We start from the raw sequence: 20,551 nt of genomic DNA on the forward strand, positions 1-20,551 counted from the left end.
TACCGGCTAGTACCGTCGTGGGCATGGCCGGACTGAACCTGCGGTTCTCGGACGAGGAACTCGACGCACTGCGTGAGCGCGCACAGGCGGAGGGACGCAGCATGCAGTCCTTCGCGCACGACGCGGTGATGAGGGCCGTGAACGAGCACGCGCGGCTGTTCGACGACGCCGCCGAGCACGTGCTGAAGGCCAGCGCCGAGCTGAACCGGAGGCTCGCCTGATGCACTACCTCACCCTGCCCGAGCTGATGGACCTCACCCGGCGGCTCGAGGCGGACGAGGTGCGCGACTACGGACTGCTCGACTCCGCCCTGGCCCGCCCCCGGTCGAGCGTGTTCGGACAGGACGCGTACCCGGACGTCTGGCGGAAGGCCGCGGCACTGATGGAGTCCCTGGCCCGCAACCACGGCCTCGTCGACGGCAACAAGCGCATCGCCTGGTACGCGACCTGGGTCTTCCTGCACCTGGAGGGGCATCCGCTGGACGCGGGCTTCGACGTGGACGAGGCCGAGCGGTTCGTGCTGGACGTGTGCCAGGGCGCCCTCGACGTCCCCGCGATCGCGTCCCGGCTGCCGCGCTTCGCGCGCCGACCCGGCGCCGCTCGTCCTCTGTGACGTGGGTCCCACCCATGGGCGACCCGGCCTTGTCGGCACGTTGACACCGCCGTGCCGCCGGTAGGGTGGCCCGGTTGTCATACGCAGCCGAGCCCTTCACCCGTCACCCGCTCACCACGACCGCAGCCGTGTCCGACGCGCTTCGCGCGGCCCCTCTGATTCGACCCCGAACCCGGAGACCGTGACTACCACCGCCGCTTCCTCCACCTCCCACTCCCACCACCTGTCACCGGCCTTCCCGGGCAGAGCCCCCTGGGGCACCGCGAGCAAGCTGCGTGCCTGGCAGCAGGGGGCGATGGAGAAGTACCTCCAGGAGCAGCCGCGCGACTTCCTCGCCGTCGCCACCCCCGGCGCCGGCAAGACGACCTTCGCGCTGACCCTCGCCTCCTGGCTGCTGCACCACCACGTCGTGCAGCAGGTGACCGTGGTCGCGCCGACCGAGCATCTGAAGAAGCAGTGGGCGGAGGCGGCCGCGCGGATAGGGATCCGGCTGGACCCCGAGTACAGCGCGGGCCCGCTCAGCAAGGACTACCACGGTGTCGCCGTGACGTACGCGGGCGTCGGCGTCCGCCCGATGCTGCACCGCAACCGCAGCGAGCAGCGCAAGACCCTCGTCATCCTCGACGAGATCCACCACGCCGGTGACTCCAAGTCGTGGGGCGAGGCCTGTCTCGAGGCCTTCGAACCCGCGACCCGCCGGCTCGCGCTCACCGGTACGCCGTTCCGCTCCGACACCAACCCCATCCCTTTCGTGACGTACGAGGAGGGCAACGACGGGATCCGGCGGTCCGCCGCCGACTACACGTACGGGTACGGGTCCGCGCTCGCCGACCAGGTCGTCCGGCCGGTCATCTTCCTCTCCTACAGCGGCAACATGCGCTGGCGGACGAAGGCGGGGGACGAGATCGCGGCCCGGCTCGGCGAACCGATGACCAAGGACGCGATCAGCCAGGCCTGGCGTACGGCGCTGGACCCGCGCGGCGAGTGGATGCCCAGTGTGCTGCGCGCCGCCGACCAGCGGCTCACCGAGGTCAGGAAGGCCATCCCGGACGCCGGTGCGCTCGTCATCGCCTCCGACCAGGAGTCCGCCCGCGCCTACGCCAAACTGATCCGGGAGATCACGGGGACCAAGGCGACGCTCGTCCTGTCCGACGACACCGGCGCGTCCAGCCGCATCGACGACTTCAGCGGCAGCAAAGACCGCTGGATGGTCGCGGTCCGGATGGTGTCGGAAGGCGTCGACGTGCCGCGGCTCGCCGTCGGGGTGTACGCGACGACCATCTCCACGCCCCTCTTCTTCGCCCAGGCCGTCGGCCGCTTCGTGCGGTCCCGGCGGCGCGGCGAGACCGCCTCCGTCTTCCTGCCGACCGTGCCCGATCTGCTCACCTTCGCCAACGAGATGGAGGTGGAGCGCGACCACGCCCTCGACAAGCCCAAGAAGGAGGGCGAGGAGGATCCGTACGCCGAGTCCGAGCAGGAGATGGACGAGGCGAACAAGGAGCAGGACGAGGACACCGGCGAGCAGGAGCAGTTCGCCTTCGAGGCGCTGGAGTCCGAGGCCGTCTTCGACCGGGTGATGTACAACGGCGCCGAGTTCGGCATGCAGGCCCACCCGGGGAGCGAGGAGGAACAGGACTACCTCGGTATCCCGGGCCTCCTGGAACCCGACCAGGTGCAGATGCTGCTGCAGAAGCGGCAGGCCAAACAGATCGCGCACAGCAGGAAGAAGCCGGACACCGAGGCCGACCTGCTGGAGCTGCCCGCCGAGCGGCGGCCGGTCGTCTCGCACAAGGAACTGATGGAGCTGCGCAAGCAGCTCAACACGATGGTCGGGGCGTACGTCCACCAGAGCGGCAAGCCGCACGGAGTGATCCACACCGAGCTGCGGCGGGTGTGCGGCGGACCGCCGAGCGCGGAGGCGACGGCGGGGCAGCTGCGCCAGCGCATCGCCAAGGTGCAGGAGTGGGCGACCCGGATGAAGTGAGGCGCCCGCCCCTTCACTCAGGTGCGAGGCGCCAAGCGCCAGGCGCCAGGTCTCATATGGCAGGCGCCAGGCGCCAGGTGTCATATGGGAGGCGCAGTCCCCTCGCCGTAGCTCCGGTGGGGCGCGAACCGCGCGGCCACGCTCCGTACGTATCGGGATAAATGCAAGTAGTCCATACCGGCCAATGACCGGATTCTGGACGGAGCCTTCCGCTCAGCGAACCAGCTTCGCTACTGTCCCGCTACGCACACGCCCCGTGGCAGCGCCGCCGCGGAGCGCAGCCGTGAAGCGACTGGGCCCGGACACGCCGGGCCCGTTTGTCGATCGGCGGCCTCTGTAGCGCGTCACTGACGGGACTCGGTGACGCATCCGCCGCGATGGAGGTTGCCGACCTCACCACTTAAGGAGTGGGCGTCGTGACCGCGGAGACCTCCCAGACGCTCGACCGGGGACTGAAGGTCCTCAAGCTGCTGGCCGACACCGACCATGGGCTGACCGTCACCGAACTTTCCAACAAGCTGGGCGTCAACCGGACCGTTGTGTACCGGCTGCTCGCCACCCTGGAGCAGCACGCACTCGTACGGCGTGACCTGGGCGGACGAGCCAGGGTCGGCCTCGGGGTGCTGAGGCTGGGCCGCCAGGTGCATCCGCTGGTGCGGGAGGCCGCGCTGCCCGCGCTGCGCTCGCTGGCCGAGGACATAGGCGCGACCGCGCATCTGACCCTGGTGGACGGGACGGAGGCGCTCGCCGTCGCCGTCGTCGAGCCGACCTGGACGGACTACCACGTGGCCTACCGGGCCGGGTTCCGGCATCCGCTGGACCGGGGCGCCGCCGGCCGGGCGATCCTCTTCGCACGGCAGAATCCGGCGCATCCGGCGAACGAACCCGGCTACACGCTGACGCACGGGGAGCTGGAGGCCGGCGCGAGCGGTGCCGCGGCTCCGCTGCTGGGCGTGACCGGCGTCGAGGGCAGCGTGGGTGTGGTGATGCTGGCCGACGCGGTGCCGGAGCGGGTGGGGCCGCGGGTCGTGGACGCGGCGCGGGAGGTGGCGGAGGCACTGCGCTGACTCCGCGTGGGTCCCGGGCACGCGGGAGAGGGCGGGGGCGAGGGACGAGACGGAACCGTGGCTCGCGGCCGACCGGACGACATCCAGCCGCGAGCCGGGACACGTCGTCACGTTAGATTGACCTCGTGCTCTCTCGCCTCTCACGCCCCAAGGCCCTCACCGTCTGTGCTCTGCCGCTCGTGGCGCTGCTCGCGGCGGCCGCGTTCGCGCCGCTGCCGTTCTCGGTGGCGCAGCCGGGCATGACGGCGAACGTCCTCGGCGAGAACAAGGGCACCCCGGTCATCACGATCACCGGCGCGCCCACCCAGGACACCAGCGGGCAGCTGCGGATGACGACGATCGAGGCGACCAACCCCGACACGGACGTCAGGCTCTCCGACGTCATCGACGGCTGGTACCGCGCCGACCAGGCGATCATGCCGCGTGACTCCGTCTACCCCAGCGGGGAGAGCACGAAGGAGATCGAGCGGCACAACACGCAGCAGATGCGGGAGTCCCAGGATTCCGCGACCCAGGCCGCGCTGAAGTACCTGGACCTCGGCGACGACGACGTCAAGGTCACCCTGACCCTGTCCGACGTGGGCGGCCCCAGCGCCGGACTGCTCTTCTCGCTCGGCATCGTCGACAAGCTCGACGGCGACGGCAGCGGCGGCGACCTCACCGGCGGTCGCACGATCGCCGGTACGGGAACCATCGAGGCCGACGGCACGGTCGGCGCGGTCGGCGGCGTGGCCCTGAAGACGCAGGCGGCGCGGCGGGACGGGGCGACGGTGTTCCTGGTGCCGAAGGCCGAGTGCTCCGACGCCAAGGCCGAGCTGCCCGAGGGGCTGCGGCTGATCCCGGTCACCACGCTGAAGGGCGCGGTGGGCGCACTGGTCGCGCTGGAGAAGGGGAAGGGCGCGGTACCGAGCTGTTAGCGGTGCGCCACCGGGAGGCCTGCCCGACGACGCCGTGCGACGAACCCTTCCTTCTTCATCCAGTCGCCGCGTTGCAGTCGGGGAAGAACTTCCTGTTTGGTACGTGTCGGTCAGCAGTTGCTGGTGACGGCTGCTCAGGTACTCCCAGAAGCTCACACGCCCTCACCGCCCCATGTCGATCAGGCCCGGACCGGCTCCGGGAAGATCCGCCGGGTCAGGGCCTGTCCCGGTCGTCCTCGGCCGCCTGCTCCACCAGCGGGATGATCCGCAGCGGAACGGGGTTCTCCATCACGATCGCGGTGGAGGCCCGGACAATGCCATCAAAACCGACAACCAGGTCGATCACCCGCTGGAGATCGGCGTTGGAACGCGCCACCAGCCGGCACATCATGTCCCCGCTGCCGGTGGTGGTGTGCAGCTCCAGCACCTCCGGCACGGAACCCAGGTGGGCCCGCACATCGGCTCCTTGCCCCTGCCGGATCTGCAGCGTGGCGAACGCGGTCACCGGGTAGCCGAGCGCCGCCGGATCGACCTCGGGGCCGAATCCCCGGATGACTCCATTCGACTGAAGCCGGTCGAGCCGCGCCTGCACAGTCCCCCGGGCCACCCCGAGCCGCCGGGACATCTCCAGCACCCCGAGGCGCGGTTCCCGGGCCAGCAGCACGATGATCCGGCCGTCCAGTCGATCGATCGCCATACCGGCCCGCCTCCGAGATGGTCACCCTGTACAGAAAGCCCGTCGAAACCGTCGTACCGCTGCACACATTGCCCAGCGATGAAGCGAACTATTGCGCACCTTGCTGACCGGCGCGAGGCTTCCGCCATGACGCAGACCACACACCACACTCCCGACACCGCCCGGCAGGCCGATCCCTTCCCGGTCAAGGGAATGGACGCGGTCGTCTTCGCCGTGGGCAACGCCAAGCAGGCGGCGCACTACTACTCCACCGCCTTCGGCATGAAGCTGGTCGCCTACTCCGGACCGGAGACGGGCAGCCGCGAGACCGCCTCGTACGTGCTCACGAACGGCTCGGCCCGCTTCGTCCTGACCTCCGTCATCAAGGCCGCCACCACCTGGGGCCACTTCCTCGACCGGCACGTGGCGGAACACGGCGACGGGGTCGTCGACCTCGCCATCGAGGTCCCCGACGCCCGTGCCGCGTACGCCTACGCGATCGAGCACGGCGCCCGCTCGGTCGCCGAGCCGTACGAGCTGAAGGACGAACACGGCACGGTCGTCCTCGCCGCGATCGCGACCTACGGCGAGACCCGCCACACCCTGGTCGACCGCTCCGGCTACGACGGCCCCTACCTCCCCGGCTTCGCCGCCGCCGAGCCGATCGTCGAGCCGCCCGCCCACCGCACCTTCCAGGCCGTCGACCACTGCGTCGGCAACGTCGAACTCGGCCGGATGAACGAATGGGTCGGCTTCTACAACAAGGTCATGGGCTTCACGAACATGAAGGAGTTCGTGGGCGACGACATCGCCACCGAGTACAGCGCGCTGATGTCGAAGGTCGTCGCGGACGGCACGCTCAAGGTCAAGTTCCCGATCAACGAGCCCGCCATCGCCAAGAAGAAGTCCCAGATCGACGAGTACCTGGAGTTCTACGGCGGCGCGGGCGTCCAGCACATCGCGCTGAACACCAACGACATCGTGCAGACGGTACGCACGATGCGGGCGGCCGGCGTACGGTTCCTCGACACCCCCGACTCCTACTACGACACCCTCGGCGAGTGGGTCGGCGACACCCGCGTCCCCGTCGAGACCCTGCGCGAGCTGAAGATCCTCGCCGACCGCGACGAGGACGGCTACCTGCTGCAGATCTTCACCAAGCCGGTCCAGGACAAGCCGACCGTCTTCTTCGAGATCATCGAACGGCACGGCTCGATGGGCTTCGGCAAGGGCAACTTCAAGGCCCTCTTCGAGGCGATCGAGCGCGAGCAGGAGAAGCGCGGCAACCTGTAGGCGGCAGCCGTAGCCATACGCGGTCGTCTGTAGGCGGGCCTGTATGGGGCCGCTTGTACGCGGGCGCCCGTACACGGTCGCCCGTACGAGGTCGCCCGTACGAGGTCGCCCGTACACGGTCGCCCGTACACGGTCGCCCGTACACGGTCGCCCGTACGAGGTCGCCTGTGAACCCGCGGCCAGCGGCCCGCGGTCCCGGTCCGGGTGGGTGACCCCTATTCGGGCAGCTCGGCCGGGGCCGGCTCGTCACCCAGGCGTGCCGCCGCCGCCCGGGCCTCCGGCCCGAGCAGCGGCGAGAAGTACGGGTTGATCCGCAACGCCTCCCGGAGATGACGCCGGGCCGGCCCCTCCGTCCCCTGTGCCCGCTCGATCACCCCCCGGTGGTACATGTACGGCGCGCTGTGGATGGCGCCCCCGTGCACCCGGTCCGTGGCGATCACGGCGAACGTCAGCGCCTCCTTGTCGTCCCCGGCCCGGTGCAGCGCCCAGCCCAGCGCGTCCGCCACCGCGATCCCCGGCTGCCGTCGCCATTCCGCCCGCAGCCGCCGTACCGCCGAGGCCGGATCCCCGTGGTCCGCCTCGAACCGGCCGAGCACCAGCTCGCCGTCGACCCCGCCCGCCGCCTCCTGCCGGACCCGCGCCCGCAGCAGGTCGTACTGCGCGCGGGCCGCCCGCGCGCGCCCCAGCGACTCGTACAGCTCGCCCAGCTCCAGCGCGTACTGCGGCAACGGCTGCTCGGCGAGCGCCATCCGGTACGCGTGCAACGCCTCCGACGTCCGCCCCAGGGCCGCCAGCGCCCGTCCCCGCCCGGCCTGGGCGGCCCGCTGGTCGGGATCGATCCTGACCGCCTCCTGGAAGTGCCGCAGGGCGTCCGCCCGCTCGCCGCGCTCCCACGCCAGCTGCCCCGCCCGCTCCAGCCAGGCCGCCTGCTCCGCGGGGGAAGAGGCACCGGCCGCCGCGTCGGCCAGCGCGGCCTGCGCGTCCTCGCGCCGGCCCTGGTCCCAGTAGACCCCCGCCGCCCGCGCCCGCACGACCGGCCCCGAGTGCAGCGCCGTCAACCTGTCGAGCGCCTGGCGGGCCTTCAGGTAGTCGCCGAGCCCGGTGTACGCGTCGATGAGCTGCGGATACGTCGTCCAGCGCGTCGGCGCCAGCTTGCGCGCGGCCTCGCCATAGGACAGGGCCGCCCGAAAGTCACGGCGCGCGTTGGCGAGCGCGGCCAGACCGTCGAGGGCCTCGGCGTTGGCCTTCGGGCGCACCTTCAGCGAGGTCCGCAACGCCCGCTCGGCCTTCGGGTACAGGGCGGCGGCGTCGGCGGTGCGCCGGCCCTGCTCGACGTAGGCCGAGCCGAGCACCGCCCAGGACCGCGCGTCCCGTGGATGCGCCCGCACCCTGTTCTCGCGCTCGCCGATCAGCACCGCCAGATCCGGCAGCGCGGCCGCCACTCCCGTACGGACGGCCGTGCCCGCCTGCGCCCCCGGAGCGGGCCCGGGCGCCCGCCGTACCGCGGGCCCCCCACCGGGCAGGCACAGCAGCACCCCGCCGCCCAGCGCCAGACACCCCACGAGCGAGCCGACCAGCAGCCACCGACGCGACCGGGAGACCCTGCTGCCGCAAGACACGGAAGCCGAGGGGGCTGTGGGGTCCGAGTGAGCCACGGGAGTCACGGGAGCCGAGGGGGCTGTGGGGTCCGAGTGAGCCACGGGAGTCACGGGAGCCGAGGGGGCTGTGGGGTCCGAGTGAGCCATGGGAGTCACGGGAGCCGAGGGGGCTGTGGGGTCGGAGTGAGCCAGGGGAGTCACGGGAGCCAGGGGGGCCATGGGGTCCGTGAGGTCCGCGGGGCTCTCGGGGGCCATGGAAGCCGCGGGAGCCGTGGCGGCCTCTTCGGGGGCGGTGCGCTCCTCGGCGGCGCGCTCTGCGTTCTCCATGGCGCTCACTGTGCGCCAGTAGGACGACCGTACGACGTCAGCCGAAGGGCCGGGCGGACGGGGTTCACACCGATGGCCCCGGGTGCGAACCTGTGATCATGAGCCGTAACCTCGTCGACCGTCTGCTCACCGGCCTGCCCGCCGAGGCCGTCCTCACCGACCCGGACGTCACGGGCTCCTACGCCAACGACATGGCCAGTTTCTGCCCGGCCGGGACCCCTGCCGTCGTCGTGCTGCCGCGCACCGTGGAAGAGGTCCAGCACGTCATGCGCACGGCGACCGAGCTGCGCGTCCCGGTCGTCCCGCAGGGCGCCCGCACGGGTCTGTCCGGGGGCGCCAACGCCTCCGAGGGCTGCGTCGTCCTCTCCCTGACGAAGATGGACCGGATCATCGAGATCAACCCGGTCGACCGCATCGCCGTGGTCGAGCCGGGCGTCGTCAACGCGGCACTCTCCCGCGCGGTGAACGAACACGGCCTGTACTACCCGCCGGACCCCTCCAGCTGGGAGACGTGCACGATCGGCGGCAACATCGGCACCGCGTCCGGCGGCCTGTGCTGCGTGAAGTACGGAGTGACGGCCGAGTACGTCCTCGGCCTGGACGTCGTGCTCGCCGACGGCCGCCTGATGTCCACCGGCCGCCGCACGGCCAAGGGCGTCGCCGGGTACGACCTCACCCGCCTGTTCGTGGGCTCGGAGGGCTCCCTGGGCATCGTCGTCAGAGCGATCCTGGCCCTCCGGCCGCAGCCGCCCCGGCAACTCGTGCTGGCCGCCGAGTTCGCGTCCGGGGCCGCCGCCTGCGACGCGGTCTGCCGCGTCATGGCGGGCGGGCACGTCCCGTCCCTCCTCGAACTCATGGACCGTACGACGGTCAGGGCCGTCAACGACCTCACCCACATGGGGCTCCCGGAGAGCACCGAAGCCCTGCTCCTGGTCGCCTTCGACACTCCCGACCCGGCCGCCGACCTCGCCGCCGTGGGCGCGCTCTGCGAGGCGGCCGGCGCCACGCAGGTGGTCCCGGCCGACGACCTCGCCGAGTCCGAACTCCTGCTCCAGGCGCGACGGTCGTCGCTCGTCGCCCTGGAGGCCGTCAAGGGCACGACGATGATCGACGACGTGTGCGTGCCCCGGTCGAGGCTCGGCGAGATGCTCGACGGCGTCGAACGCATCGCGCAGAAGCACGGACTGACCATCGGGGTCGTCGCCCACGCGGGCGACGGCAACACCCACCCGACGGTCTGCTTCGACGCGTCGGACCCCGAGGAGTGCCGACGCGCCCGCGAGTCCTTCGACGAGATCATGGGCCTCGGCCTGGAACTCGGCGGCACCATCACCGGCGAGCACGGCGTGGGCGTCCTGAAGAAGGAGTGGCTGGCGCGCGAGATCGGCCCGGTGGGCGTGGAGATGCAGCGGGCGGTCAAGGCGGCCTTCGATCCCCTGGGCATCCTCAACCCGGGCAAACTGTTCTGACGCCGCCGCGGCCGGGACGGGGACCGCGGCGTGGACGGGGACCGCCGCCAGGACGCGGACCGGGGCCAGGACGGGGACCGGCGCCTCACTCCCCGTCCTGGGACTCGTCGGACGGCCAGGGGTCGCACAGCCACAGGTCGTCCGCGGGCGTCGGGGCGAGCAGCTCGGCCAGGCCGTCGTCGATGCCGAGCCGGTCCCCCTCGGTCCCCGGGGGCACCACCCGCAGCGTCCGCTCCAGCCACGCCGAGACCTGCGCCGCGGGCACCTCCAGAAGGGCGTCGCCGTCGGGCGAGCTCAGCGCCATCAGCACGACGCTGCGCCCCTCCACCTTCGTCGGCCACACCCGCACGTCCCCGTGCCCGCACGGCCGGAACACCCCTTCCACCAGCAGTTCGCGGGCGAACGTCCAGTGGACCGGGTGCTCGGAGTTGATGTGGAAGGCGACGTGAACGGCGAACGGGTCGTCGCTGCGGTAGCCGAGCCGGGCCGGGACCGGGATGCTGCGCTCCGGCGACAGGATGAGGTTGAGCTCCAGTTCGCGCTCCACCACGGTGTGATGCATGTCGGTTCTCCTCTCGAGACGGACCTCGCGCGGGCCCGCGGTGGGCCCGTACGAGTGGAGAGAGACCGGACCCGGAACCATTACGCGGGTTCGGAGAACTTTCTCCGACGAGCTCCCGCCACAGGCCTCGACGCTTCCCGTTACGGGCCCCGACACGTTCCCGCCACGGATCCCGATGCGTTCCGGCCATGGCGTCGACGCGTCGCGGCCCGGGTGGCGACAGGCGCGGTTCCGAACGTGTGAAGAGCGTGCACGGGGTTGCCCGGAAAGGGGCGGGTCCGACAGGACTGGCCGTGGACCTTGCGTCGGTCTGATAGATGTGGAGCCCCCCAACCCACCCCCGAGCAGATACGGGACGACGGACATGAGCGCCCCAACCCCGGCACCCGGCGACGACAGGCCCCGCGAGGGGTATTACCCGGACCCGTCCATCCCTGGATACGTCCGGTACTGGAACGGTGCCTCCTGGGTACCGGGCACCAGCCGGCCGGCGCCCTCCGACGGCCGTCCGCTCACGCCTCCGCCCGGATCGCCCCCGGCCTCCGTCGAGGAGACCGGCCCGCACTTCTTCGACGAGGACCCGCCACCGGCGGATCCGTACGGCGGCCGTCCCGAGCCGGCCTCCGCGTGGGGCGCCGACCGCGTCCACCAGTCCGGCTTCGGCGGCGACCAGGATCGCCGGGTCTCCTGGGGCGCCCCGCAGGGCGCCGACCCGAGGCTGTCCTCGCCCGCCCCGGCGCGACCCGAGGGCCTGTCGACGAGCACGGACGGTACGGCGACCATCCCGCCCACGGAACCGGACGACGGTGCCGGCGGTGCCGGGGACGTGGTCTCCGGGGGCACGTTCGTGTTCCGCCGGCCGACGGCGGGCGACGGGGCCGCCCCTCCGTCCGGTGCGTCCGGTCCGGCGGGGCTCGTCCCCGACGAGGGCACGGTCACCTTCCGTCCCCCGGCCCCCCGCACGGGCCACCGGGACGGCGTGCCCGGCGCGCAGCCGGGAAGCCCGGCCGGCCCGGGCCCGACGGGCGACGCGGCCGCGTTCCCCGCCGCCGCCCAGGGTCCCGCCGCCCAGGGCCCCGTTGCGCCCCCCGGGGCCGCCCCCGGCTTCGGTGCGGGCAAGGCGGCCGCCGAGCGTGCGGCGGCGGCTCAGACCCCGGGCGCTCCAGCAGGCCCGGGCGCTTCGGCGGGCCCGGGTGCCCCGGCACCGCAGGGCCCGGCGCACGTCCCGGCTGCGGCACCGGCCGGTTCTTCGCCTGCCCCCGCCCCGGCCCCGCACAGTCCGGCGCACGCCGCGGCTGCCGCTCCCGTCCCTGCCCAGGCCCCGCAGGGCCCGGCGGGGTTCCCGGCCGCGCCGCCCGGCGCCCAAGCGCCCGTGTCAGGCTTCTCCGGCCCCCGGCAGGGCGCACCGAGCGTGCCCCAGCAGGGCGGCGGCCCCCAGCCGCAGCCCGCCGCGGCCGCCGCGCAGGCCGCCGCCGCGCAGGCGTCCGCGGCCGCTCCGATGGCCGCCGGGTCCGGCGGTGGGCAGCCCTCGTGGGCGCAGCAGGTGCACCAGCTCGCGGGGGCCGAGGACGGACCCGTCGCGCCCTGGAAGCCGCCGGTCGAGGACATCTTCCAGGCGGCGGCGCGGCGGCAGGCCTCGGCACGTCCCGCGGGCCTCGGCAAGCGGCTGGCCGCGCGGCTCGTCGACACGCTCGTCCTCGGTGCCGTCACCGCAGCCGCCGCCGTGCCGCTGGGTGCGAAGGCCCTCGACCACGTGAACGAGAAGGTCGACGCGGCCAAGCTCTCCGGAGAGAAGGTCACCGTCTGGCTGCTCGACGGCACGACGTCGGTGTACCTCGGGATCGTCCTCGCCGTCCTGCTGGGCTTCGGGGTCGTGTACGAAGCGCTGCCGACCGCGAAGTGGGGCCGCACGCTGGGCAAGAAGCTGTTCGGACTCGAGGTGCGGGACATCGGGGGCGGCGAGCCCCCGTCCTTCGGGGCGGCCCTGCGCCGCTGGTTCGTCTACAGCGTGCCCGGTCTGCTCGCCGTCGGTGTCGTGGGCGTCGTATGGGGCCTGTTCGACAAGCCGTGGCGCCAGTGCTGGCACGACAAGGCGGCGCACACGTTCGTCGCCGGCTGACCCGCCACCCGGTACACCCCGCACCTCGCACGACGTTTCCCGCAGGACGCCCGGGCCCCCGGCTCCCGTACCCCGGACGGCCGCTCGCCGGATGCGGTGCCCGCGGGTTCGCGGTCGACTCGGGGGCATGACCACCGAACCGCCCCCCGGTTCCGGCGGCGGCGAGCCGCCGGAGGACGACCCGTTCCGGAAGCAGCCGCCGCAGGAGCCCCCGCAGCCCCCGTACGGCCAGGGGCAGCCCCCTCACGGTCAGGGGCCGGGCTCGCCGTACGACGCCCCGCACGGACCGTACGGAGGCGGGCCGGGCGGCGGCGGACCCGGCGGGCCCCCGCACCACGGTGGCGGCCCGCAGGGTGGCGATCCCTACGGCGGCTACCCCGCGGACCCGCTCTCCGGGATGCCCCCGCTCGCCGACAGCGGCAGGCGCACGCTGGCCCGGATCATCGACATGATCCTCGTCTTCATCGTGGTGACGCTGCTGGCGTGGGCCTTCGGGGTCGCCCAGTACACGGTGGACGCGGACGACATCGAGTTCGGCAAGACCTTCGGCCGGGAGCTCCTCGCCGCGATCCTCTACGTCGCCTACGACACGATCCTGACCGCGAAGTCCGGCCAGACGCTGGGCAAGAAGTGGCTCGGCATGCGCGTGGCCGACCTCGACAACGGTTCCACGCCCTCCGCGCAGACGTCACTGATCCGCGCCCTGGTGCTGTGGGTGCCGTTCGCGTTCTGCTGCGCCTGTCTGTGGACGGCGGTCTGCGGCGGCTGGAGCTTCTTCGACAAGCCCTACAAGCAGGGGCTGCACGACAAGGCGGCCAAGACGGTGGTGGTCAGCACGCGGTGAGGTGTCCGCGCACGACGCAGGGCCCGCGCCACGAGGCGCGGGCCCTGCGTCGTGCGCGCGTGCGTCAGGGGGCCGTGGGCTCACGGACGGGCTCGGGCGCGGTGGCGACCGAAGCCGGGACCGGCGCGTGCACGGACACGCGTGCCGGGACGGGAACGGGGTCGGGCCGGCTCGCGGGCGTGCTCGCCGTGGAGCGGGTCGCGGGACGGATCACGGAGCGGGCCACGGGGGCTCGCGACGCCTTCGGCACCGGCACCGTCATGGCGACGAGCACGCCGAGCGCGACCGCGGCGACGACGACGACCGCGATGCCGGGGCCCGAACTCGTCTGTGACAGCAGCAGCATGGCGAGCGTCGAGAAGATGACGGTGCAGGAACCGTACGTGAGCTGTGCAACAGTCGGACGAGGCATGGCAATCGGTGTCCTCGGAAGCGGGGGCGGTCTCGACTCTATTCGGCTGCATGCCCGAGCGGAACGAACGGTAAGCGTGACCTAACCCACGGTGCCGGTGCACAGGGGGCGCACGGAGTCATGACGTCCACCAAGTGGACTGCGCCACGCGCCCGTCACGGCCACCGGCCGGTTACAGCCACATGTCCGCAATGCGAACTCCCCTTCCCAATAATGCACTTGTCTTGTTCAAGTCAAGGTCTGTCTTTTCTCGTAAACCAGTAGTCAAATAGCGTCACTTGACTACACGCGTATAACAGCGCGCGGACCTTCCTTGACAGGGATCCCCCTTCCGCGCGTCCGGACGCGTGCGTGGGAGGACATCGAGTGACCAGTAGATCCTGGACGTTCAGGACAGCCGCCACGGTCGTCGCCCTTGCGGCGGCTTCGGCGACGTTCTCGGCGTTCGCCGTGGCACAGGCCGCCGACAACACCTCGGCGAAGGCCCCGGCGGTGGACCGGCAGGACCCGCAGCCGGCCAAGGCCAAGAAGCACGACTTCGACGGCCCGCTCAGCAAGACCCAGGAGGCGCAGCGCGAGGAGGCTCTCAAGCAGGTCATATCCGGCCAGGCCTCGGTCAAGGACCGGGACGGCTCGAAGGTCGTCCAGCTCAAGAGCCGCAAGGGCGACAGCAAGTACGTCGAGCTCGGCCGCGAGAAGACCGACAAGATCTTCACGATCCTCGTCGAGTTCGGCGACCAGGTCGACAGCCGCTACGGCGGCACGGCCGGCCCGCTGCACAACAAGATAGCCGCGCCGGACCGGGCCACGGACAACTCCACGGCCTGGCAGGCGGACTACAACCAGAAGCACTTCCAGGAGCTGTACTTCGGCACCGGCAAGAACACCGAGTCGCTGAAGAAGTACTACGAGAAGCAGTCCTCGGGCCGCTACTCGGTCGAGGGCGAGGTGACCGACTGGGTCAAGGTCCCCTACAACGAGGCCCGGTACGGCTCCAACAACGCCTCCACCGGCGCCTGGTACGCGGTCCAGGACGGCGTCAACGCCTGGGTCGCCCAGCGTGAGGCGGCCGGCGCCACCGCCGCCCAGATCAAGGCGGAGCTGGCCACCTTCGACCAGTGGGACCGCTACGACTACGACGGCGACGGCGACTTCAACGAGCCGGACGGCTACATCGACCACTTCCAGATCGTGCACGCCGGCGAGGACGAGTCCGCGGGCGGCGGCGCCCAGGGCGAGGACGCCATCTGGGCCCACCGCTGGTACGCCTTCGGCACCGACGCCGGCGCCACCGGTCCGGACACCAACAAGCTCGGCGGCACCCAGGTCGGCGACACCGGCATCTGGGTCGGCGACTACACCATCCAGCCGGAGAACGGCGGACTCGGCGTCTACGCGCACGAGTACGGCCACGACCTCGGCCTGCCGGACGAGTACGACACCTCCGGCGGCGGCGAGAACTCCACCGGCTTCTGGACCCTGATGTCCTCCGGTTCCTGGCTCGGCACCGGCAAGCAGGCCATCGGCGACCTGCCCGGCGACATGAACGCCTGGGACAAGCTCCAGCTGGGCTGGCTCGACTACGACGTGGCCAAGGCGGGCGTGAAGTCCAGCCACACGCTGGGCGTCGCCGAGTACAACACCAAGAACGCCCAGGCGCTCGTGGTCCAGTTGCCGGAGAAGGAGGTCACCACCGAGGTGGTCGCCCCGGCCGAGGGCGCCAAGCAGTGGTGGAGCGGCAGCGGCGACGACCTGCGCAACACCCTGACGCGCGCGGTCGACCTGACCGGCAAGACGTCGGCGTCGCTGTCCCTGGACGGCTGGTGGGACATCGAGCAGGACTACGACTACCTGTACACCGAGGTCTCCACCGACGGCGCCAACTGGACGCCGGTCGACGGCACTCTGGCCGACGGTTCCGCGATCCCGCGTGACGGCAGCGGCAAGCCGGCCCTCACGGGCACGGTCGACGCCTACCAGAAGCTGACGTTCCCGCTGGACGCCTACGCGGGCCAGAAGATCAGCGTCCGCTTCCGTTACGCCACCGACGGCGGCGTGGCCCAGAAGGGCTTCGCGGCCGACGAGATCAAGGTGACGGCGGACGGCGCCACGCTCTTCTCCGACAACGCCGAGACGGCGGACGCCGCTTGGACCGCGACCGGCTTCTCGCGCATCGGCGCGTCCATCACGGACGACTACGCCCAGTACTACATCGCCGAGAACCGCCAGTACGTGTCGTACGACAAGACCCTCGAGGTCGGCCCGTACAACTTCGGCTTCTCGACGACCCGTCCCGACTGGGTCGAGCACTACCCGTACCAGAACGGTCTGCTGATCTGGAAGTGGGACACCTCCCAGGCGGACGACAACACCAGCCAGCACCCGGGTGAGGGTCAGATCCTCCCGATCGACTCGCACCCGACCCCGCTGAAGTGGGCCGACGGCTCCGCGATGAACGCCCGTCTGCAGAGTTTCGACTCGCCGTTCAGCCAGTACCGCACGGACGCGATCACGCTGCACAGGGCGGACGTCGCGGTCAATATCAAGTCGAGCCCGGGCGTCTCCGTCTTCGACGACCGCAAGTCGACGTACTACGACGCGGCGACCCCGCTCGCGGGCGTCAAGGTCACTGACACCAACACCACCATCAAGATCGTTTACGAGGCCACCGACGGCTCGAAGATCAAGGTGAAGGTCGGTCCCTCGACCAAGTAGTCAACGTTTTCGCAGGTCAGACACACATCGGCGGTGACCCCCTGGCGGGTTGCCGCCGATCGTGTTTAGGTGCCTCCTGTGCTCTTCTTATTGACATCGACCTCGATACCGACTCGCACGGGGGTGTGACCGCATGGCCGCAGGAGGCTTCTGCAAGCTGCCCAACGGCAGAGTGGTGGTGGCGCTGAACCTGCCCAGCCCCGCCGCCCGGGAGGGCCTCCCAGGGGCCTCCACGGACGTCCGCGTGCTGGTCCACGCCCACAACCGGGCTCGGGCCCTGACCAGGCTGCGCAACCTGGGCCTGCGGGCCGTCTACCTGCGCGGCAACGCGGCGCCACCCACCCCCGACGAGGTCACCGCGGTGCTCCACCATCCGGACGGCCTGATATGGCGCACGGCCCCCGGCGTCGGTGTCCCGATCGGCGTCGTCGCCGTACCGGAGCTGTGGCGCCCCATCGGGGCGCTGCTGCGGGGCGCGGCGGCGTAGACGCGGGAGCGAAGGCGAAGGCGCGGGGGCGCGGGGCGAGGGCGTGAAGGCCTCGCGCCTCAGTACGCGTCGACCACCCGTACGTCCTCCTCGGTGACCACTCCGTCCACGATGGCGAACGAGCGGAACTGGAACTCGCCGAGTCCGTCGGTGTCGGCCGTGGAGACCAGGACGTAGTGCGCGCCCGGCTCGTTCGCGTACGAGATGTCCGTGCGGGACGGGTACGCCTCCGTCGCCGTGTGGGAGTGGTAGATGACCACCGGATCCTCGTCGCGGTCGTCCAGCTCGCGGTAGAGCTTGAACAGGTCGCCCGAGTCGAACTCGTAGAACGTGGGTGACATGGCCGCGTTCAGCATCGGGATGAAACGTTCCGGCCGGTCCGTGCCCGCCGGGCCCGCGACCACGCCGCACGCCTCGTCGGGGTGGTCCTTGCGCGCGTGGGCGACGATCTGGTCGTGCAGGGCCCGGGTGATGGTCAGTGTCCGCATGACGGCCAGGATATGCAGAAGCCATGGGGCCGCGGGCGGCGCGTCGGGCAGGGCGGTGGCGGATGACGGGTGGGCCGTCCCGTACCGGTGGGTGGTACGGAACGGCCCACATCGCGGACGTCCTGAGCGGCTGGCGCAGGGGGCGCCACGAGAGCTCCCTGCGGCCGGACGTCCTGGGGGGTGGTCGACCGGTCGGTCAGCCGACCTTCTCGAACTCCGGCTCGCGTCGCTCGGTGATGTCCGGGTTGCGGCCCTTCAGGACCACCCAGCCGATGCCGAGCGCGACCGCCCAGCCCGCCATCACGTACAGACAGACCCGGGAGTCGGCGTCGTAGGCGATCAGGCCGGTGACGAAGAGCAGGAAGACGATGGCCACCCAGCTGAACGCCGAGCCGCCCGGAGCCGGGAAGGACGAGGCGGGCAGGCGGCCCGCGACGACCGCGCGGCGGTAGAGGACGTGGCTGATCAGGATCATCAGCCAGGTCCAGATGCCGGCCGCGGTGGCCACCGAGGTGACGTAGCCGAAGGCCTTCTCCGGGACGACGTAGTTCAGGACGACGCCGATGCCCATGAACAGGACCGAGACCGTGATGCCGAAGGCGGGGGTCTTGGTCGACGACAGCTTCCTGAAGACCGCGGGGGCCTCGCCGCTGTCGGCCAGGTTCCGCAGCATGCGGCCGGTGGAGTACATGCCCGAGTTGCAGGAGGACAGGGCCGCCGTCAGCACCACGAAGTTCACGATTCCGGCGCCCGCCGGGATGCCGATCTTCGCGAACGCCTCGACGAACGGCGAGACGCCCGGTGCGAACTCGGTCCACTTCACCACGCACAGGATGACCGTGAGCGCCCCGACGTAGAACAGCGCGATGCGCCACGGCAGGGTGTTGATCGCCTTGGGGAGCGTCTTCTCCGGGTCCTGCGACTCGCCGGCCGTGACGCCGACCAGTTCCACCGCGAGGTAGGCGAACATGACGCCCTGGAGGGTCATCAGGGACGAGCCGACGCCCTTGGGGAAGAAGCCGTCGAAGGCCCACAGGTTGGAGACCGCGGCCGTGTCGCCGGCGCTGCTGAAGCCGAAGGTGAGGACACCGAGGCCGATGACGATCATGCCGATGAGTGCGGTGACCTTCACCATCGAGAACCAGAACTCCAGCTCACCGAAGAGCTTCACGGAGATCAGGTTGACCCCGAAGAGGATCACCAGGAAGACCAGTGCGGTCACCCACTGGGGGACGGCCGGGAACCAGTAGTTGACGTAGATCGCGGCGGCCGTCAGCTCGGCCATACCGGTGACGACCCACATCAGCCAGTACGTCCAGCCGGTGAAGTAACCGAAGAACGGGCCGAGGAACTCGCGCGAGTACTCCGCGAAGGAACCCGAGACCGGGCGGTAGAGCAGCAGCTCGCCCAGCGCCCGCATGATGAAGAAGATGATCCCGCCCGCGAGGGCGTACATCAGGATGAGGCTGGGACCGGCCTTGGCGATGTTCGCGCCGGCGCCCAGGAAGAGCCCGACGCCGATGGCGCCGCCGATCGCGATCATCTGGACCTGGCGGCTGCCGAGTCCGCGTTCGTACCCCTCTTCGGGAGTGTCAGTGACAGCGGTGTCAGTGACCTTCTCAGAGGTCATGTGTGGTGCGCCTTTCTCCATTCCGAACCGGGCCTCTCGTCGGCCTCGGATCGGGTTTCGATCCCCCCGGACTGATGGAGCGATGCCTGGCCGGCGATCAACCGGCTCGGTGGCGCACCCGGCCGAACATACGGGTGGTGTTCGCCGGGCGGTCGTGAAGATTTATCACGCCCGCAATATCGATCACCCGGGCGGGCTGTGGCGCACGACACAAGAAGAAGTGGATGAACGAGACACAAAGAGGACACTCCCGGCCGTCGCGGTAATGCGATCGTTATCCGGATTTGAGCGTCCTCTGAGCGAACGGGAATGCGTATGAACTACCGCATAGGGGCTACGGCAGAAGGGTGGTCACGAGCGTCTCCTGGAGCCCGCCCAGCCACAGGTACGCCATCACCATCGGCTTGCGCGGATCCTCGTCCGGCAGCCGGTAGAGGAGGTCCGTGTCGTCCTCGTCGGTGATCTCCAGGCGGGAGCCGATCGCCAGGCGCAGGTCGTTGAGCGCCCGGAGCCACTGCTGGGACTCCTGCGGAGTCAGCTTCAGCACCGCCCCGCCCTCGCCGGCCGCCTCTGAGGCCAGCCTGTCCAGCGAGCGGACCACCGTGAGGGCGTTCCCGCGCTTCCCGGCCCGCAGGTCGTTCTCGGTGTAGCGGCGGAACTCGGCGGAGTGCGCCTTCTGCTCGTCCGCCCGCGCGGGCCCCGGGGTGCCCTCCGGGTCTGTGTAGGCGTCCGGGAAGAGCCGGCGCAGCACCGGATCGGCGGGGGGCTCGCTCGGCCCGTCGGCGAAGAGCTCGGCGAGCGGGTCGTCGGGGGCGTCCTCCGCGGGGCCGGGGCCGATGAGCTCCAGGAGCTGCACGGCCAACGACCGGATGATGGAGATCTCGACGTCGTCGAGCGCGACGGCCGCGCCGCCGCCGGGGAGCGGTTCGAAGTGTCCAGGCATAGGAGGGGAGGCTACTTCCGGTCCTGCTGGAGGGTGGCCCACAAGCCGTATCCGTGCATGGCCTGCACGTCGCGTTCCATCTCTTCGCGGCTTCCGCTGGAGACGACCGCCCGGCCCTTGTGGTGGACGTCCAGCATGAGCTTGGTGGCCTTGTCCTTGGAGTACCCGAAGTACGCCTGGAAGACGTATGTCACGTAGCTCATGAGGTTGACCGGGTCGTTGTGCACGATCGTGACCCAGGGGACGTCCGGCTCGGGTACGGCGAAGACCTCCTCCGCCGACTCGGTGCGTTCGATCTCAAGGGGAGCGGGTGACGTCACAAGGCCCATGCTGCCACGAGCCCCATAAATCGTCACACTGACGCAAAGGGGTGTAGCATCCATTGCCATGCTGCACACGCCGGGGGA

At 71.0% G+C, this 20,551-nt stretch carries 19 protein-coding genes; 11 read left to right on the forward strand and 8 right to left on the reverse strand.

The features are described 5' to 3' along the window. Positions 1-23: 23 nt before the first annotated feature. From ACIPFH_RS00420 to ACIPFH_RS00440, 5 genes are all read left to right on the forward strand, one after another. Positions 24-221 carry an Arc family DNA-binding protein gene (locus ACIPFH_RS00420; RefSeq protein ID WP_401821617.1) on the forward strand — a complete coding sequence of 66 codons (198 nt, stop codon included), beginning with the start codon at positions 24-26 and terminating at the stop codon, positions 219-221. Continuing rightward, the gene (locus ACIPFH_RS00425) at positions 221-613 is read left to right on the forward strand and encodes a type II toxin-antitoxin system death-on-curing family toxin (RefSeq protein WP_401821620.1); all 393 of its coding nucleotides are present in this window, start codon (positions 221-223) and stop codon (positions 611-613) included. The genes ACIPFH_RS00420 and ACIPFH_RS00425 overlap by 1 nt, the downstream gene beginning before the upstream one ends. Before the next feature lie 181 nt (positions 614-794). Beyond that, positions 795-2,597 carry a DEAD/DEAH box helicase gene (locus tag ACIPFH_RS00430; RefSeq protein ID WP_356260867.1) on the forward strand — a complete coding sequence of 601 codons (1,803 nt, stop codon included), beginning with the start codon at positions 795-797 and terminating at the stop codon, positions 2,595-2,597. 416 nt (positions 2,598-3,013) lie between these two features. Continuing rightward, a complete protein-coding gene (locus ACIPFH_RS00435) occupies positions 3,014-3,664 on the forward strand; it encodes a helix-turn-helix domain-containing protein (RefSeq protein WP_356260870.1) in 651 nt (216 codons plus the stop codon). 125 nt (positions 3,665-3,789) lie between these two features. Then, positions 3,790-4,581, forward strand: a complete 792-nt coding sequence (locus ACIPFH_RS00440; protein ID WP_401821625.1) for a S16 family serine protease — start codon at positions 3,790-3,792, stop codon at positions 4,579-4,581. Between the two features lie 214 nt (positions 4,582-4,795). Here the strand turns inward: ACIPFH_RS00440 and ACIPFH_RS00445 are convergent, their stop codons facing one another. Next, positions 4,796-5,278: an Lrp/AsnC family transcriptional regulator gene (locus ACIPFH_RS00445; protein ID WP_356260876.1), complete on the reverse strand. Its 483-nt coding sequence runs from the start codon at positions 5,276-5,278 to the stop codon at positions 4,796-4,798. Positions 5,279-5,404: 126 nt separating this feature from the next. Here ACIPFH_RS00445 and hppD point away from each other — a divergent pair, with 126 nt between their 5' ends. Then, entirely contained in the window at positions 5,405-6,550 is a 1,146-nt protein-coding gene (gene hppD / locus ACIPFH_RS00450; protein WP_356260879.1) for a 4-hydroxyphenylpyruvate dioxygenase, read from the forward strand. A gap of 215 nt (positions 6,551-6,765) precedes the next feature. Here the strand turns inward: hppD and ACIPFH_RS00455 are convergent, their stop codons facing one another. Beyond that, positions 6,766-8,295: a tetratricopeptide repeat protein gene (locus tag ACIPFH_RS00455; RefSeq protein ID WP_401821630.1), complete on the reverse strand. Its 1,530-nt coding sequence runs from the start codon at positions 8,293-8,295 to the stop codon at positions 6,766-6,768. 278 nt (positions 8,296-8,573) lie between these two features. Here ACIPFH_RS00455 and ACIPFH_RS00460 point away from each other — a divergent pair, with 278 nt between their 5' ends. Beyond that, complete coding sequence (locus tag ACIPFH_RS00460; RefSeq protein ID WP_401821632.1) at positions 8,574-9,944, forward strand: FAD-binding oxidoreductase; 1,371 nt, start codon at positions 8,574-8,576, stop codon at positions 9,942-9,944. An 85-nt stretch (positions 9,945-10,029) separates the two neighbouring features. Here the strand turns inward: ACIPFH_RS00460 and ACIPFH_RS00465 are convergent, their stop codons facing one another. Further along, positions 10,030-10,506, reverse strand: a complete 477-nt coding sequence (locus ACIPFH_RS00465) for an SsgA family sporulation/cell division regulator (protein ID WP_356260888.1) — start codon at positions 10,504-10,506, stop codon at positions 10,030-10,032. Positions 10,507-10,870: 364 nt separating this feature from the next. On the opposite strand from ACIPFH_RS00465, the gene ACIPFH_RS00470 reads away from it, so the two are divergent. Both ACIPFH_RS00470 and ACIPFH_RS00475 read left to right on the forward strand, forming a co-directional pair. Then, complete coding sequence (locus ACIPFH_RS00470; RefSeq protein ID WP_401821634.1) at positions 10,871-12,625, forward strand: RDD family protein; 1,755 nt, start codon at positions 10,871-10,873, stop codon at positions 12,623-12,625. Between the two features lie 127 nt (positions 12,626-12,752). Next, a complete protein-coding gene (locus tag ACIPFH_RS00475; RefSeq protein ID WP_401821637.1) occupies positions 12,753-13,469 on the forward strand; it encodes an RDD family protein in 717 nt (238 codons plus the stop codon). 64 nt (positions 13,470-13,533) lie between these two features. On the opposite strand, the gene ACIPFH_RS00480 is transcribed toward ACIPFH_RS00475, so the two are convergent. Further along, positions 13,534-13,881 (reverse strand): hypothetical protein, encoded by a 348-nt coding sequence (locus tag ACIPFH_RS00480; RefSeq protein ID WP_401821640.1) that lies wholly within the window; start codon positions 13,879-13,881, stop codon positions 13,534-13,536. A 366-nt stretch (positions 13,882-14,247) separates the two neighbouring features. On the opposite strand from ACIPFH_RS00480, the gene ACIPFH_RS00485 reads away from it, so the two are divergent. Together ACIPFH_RS00485 and ACIPFH_RS00490 are read left to right on the forward strand one after the other, a co-directional pair. Next, entirely contained in the window at positions 14,248-16,596 is a 2,349-nt protein-coding gene (locus tag ACIPFH_RS00485; RefSeq protein ID WP_401821642.1) for an immune inhibitor A domain-containing protein, read from the forward strand. Between the two features lie 133 nt (positions 16,597-16,729). Continuing rightward, positions 16,730-17,083: a hypothetical protein gene (locus ACIPFH_RS00490; RefSeq protein WP_401821645.1), complete on the forward strand. Its 354-nt coding sequence runs from the start codon at positions 16,730-16,732 to the stop codon at positions 17,081-17,083. Between the two features lie 59 nt (positions 17,084-17,142). Here the strand turns inward: ACIPFH_RS00490 and ACIPFH_RS00495 are convergent, their stop codons facing one another. The 4 genes from ACIPFH_RS00495 to clpS form a co-directional block, all read right to left on the reverse strand. Beyond that, positions 17,143-17,571 carry a Mov34/MPN/PAD-1 family protein gene (locus tag ACIPFH_RS00495; RefSeq protein WP_401821648.1) on the reverse strand — a complete coding sequence of 143 codons (429 nt, stop codon included), beginning with the start codon at positions 17,569-17,571 and terminating at the stop codon, positions 17,143-17,145. A gap of 196 nt (positions 17,572-17,767) precedes the next feature. Continuing rightward, the gene (locus ACIPFH_RS00500; RefSeq protein WP_356246659.1) at positions 17,768-19,201 is read right to left on the reverse strand and encodes an amino acid permease; all 1,434 of its coding nucleotides are present in this window, start codon (positions 19,199-19,201) and stop codon (positions 17,768-17,770) included. A gap of 334 nt (positions 19,202-19,535) precedes the next feature. Then, on the reverse strand, positions 19,536-20,144 hold the full coding sequence (locus ACIPFH_RS00505; protein ID WP_401821650.1) for a DUF2017 domain-containing protein: 609 nt from the start codon (positions 20,142-20,144) through the stop codon (positions 19,536-19,538). Positions 20,145-20,155: 11 nt separating this feature from the next. Next, positions 20,156-20,473: an ATP-dependent Clp protease adapter ClpS gene (gene clpS, locus ACIPFH_RS00510; protein WP_057574446.1), complete on the reverse strand. Its 318-nt coding sequence runs from the start codon at positions 20,471-20,473 to the stop codon at positions 20,156-20,158. Between the last annotated feature and the right edge of the window lie 78 nt (positions 20,474-20,551).

Origin of the sequence: Streptomyces sp. NPDC088157 (assembly GCF_044741545.1) — a bacterium.
Lineage (GTDB): Bacteria > Actinomycetota > Actinomycetes > Streptomycetales > Streptomycetaceae > Streptomyces.

Coding starts and splice junctions, on each gene's coding strand:
- ACIPFH_RS00425 (WP_401821620.1), top strand. CDS start 221: ATGCACTACCTCACCCTGCCCGAGCTGATGGACCTCACCCGGCGGCTC.
- ACIPFH_RS00490 (WP_401821645.1), top strand. CDS start 16,730: ATGGCCGCAGGAGGCTTCTGCAAGCTGCCCAACGGCAGAGTGGTGGTG.
- ACIPFH_RS00455 (WP_401821630.1), bottom strand. CDS start 8,295: ATGGCTCACTCGGACCCCACAGCCCCCTCGGCTCCCGTGACTCCCGTG.
- clpS (WP_057574446.1), bottom strand. CDS start 20,473: ATGGGCCTTGTGACGTCACCCGCTCCCCTTGAGATCGAACGCACCGAG.
- ACIPFH_RS00465 (WP_356260888.1), bottom strand. CDS start 10,506: ATGCATCACACCGTGGTGGAGCGCGAACTGGAGCTCAACCTCATCCTG.
- ACIPFH_RS00470 (WP_401821634.1), top strand. CDS start 10,871: ATGAGCGCCCCAACCCCGGCACCCGGCGACGACAGGCCCCGCGAGGGG.
- ACIPFH_RS00445 (WP_356260876.1), bottom strand. CDS start 5,278: ATGGCGATCGATCGACTGGACGGCCGGATCATCGTGCTGCTGGCCCGG.
- ACIPFH_RS00475 (WP_401821637.1), top strand. CDS start 12,753: ATGACCACCGAACCGCCCCCCGGTTCCGGCGGCGGCGAGCCGCCGGAG.
- ACIPFH_RS00500 (WP_356246659.1), bottom strand. CDS start 19,201: ATGACCTCTGAGAAGGTCACTGACACCGCTGTCACTGACACTCCCGAA.
- ACIPFH_RS00460 (WP_401821632.1), top strand. CDS start 8,574: ATGAGCCGTAACCTCGTCGACCGTCTGCTCACCGGCCTGCCCGCCGAG.
- ACIPFH_RS00505 (WP_401821650.1), bottom strand. CDS start 20,144: ATGCCTGGACACTTCGAACCGCTCCCCGGCGGCGGCGCGGCCGTCGCG.
- ACIPFH_RS00495 (WP_401821648.1), bottom strand. CDS start 17,571: ATGCGGACACTGACCATCACCCGGGCCCTGCACGACCAGATCGTCGCC.
- hppD (WP_356260879.1), top strand. CDS start 5,405: ATGACGCAGACCACACACCACACTCCCGACACCGCCCGGCAGGCCGAT.
- ACIPFH_RS00420 (WP_401821617.1), top strand. CDS start 24: ATGGCCGGACTGAACCTGCGGTTCTCGGACGAGGAACTCGACGCACTG.
- ACIPFH_RS00480 (WP_401821640.1), bottom strand. CDS start 13,881: ATGCCTCGTCCGACTGTTGCACAGCTCACGTACGGTTCCTGCACCGTC.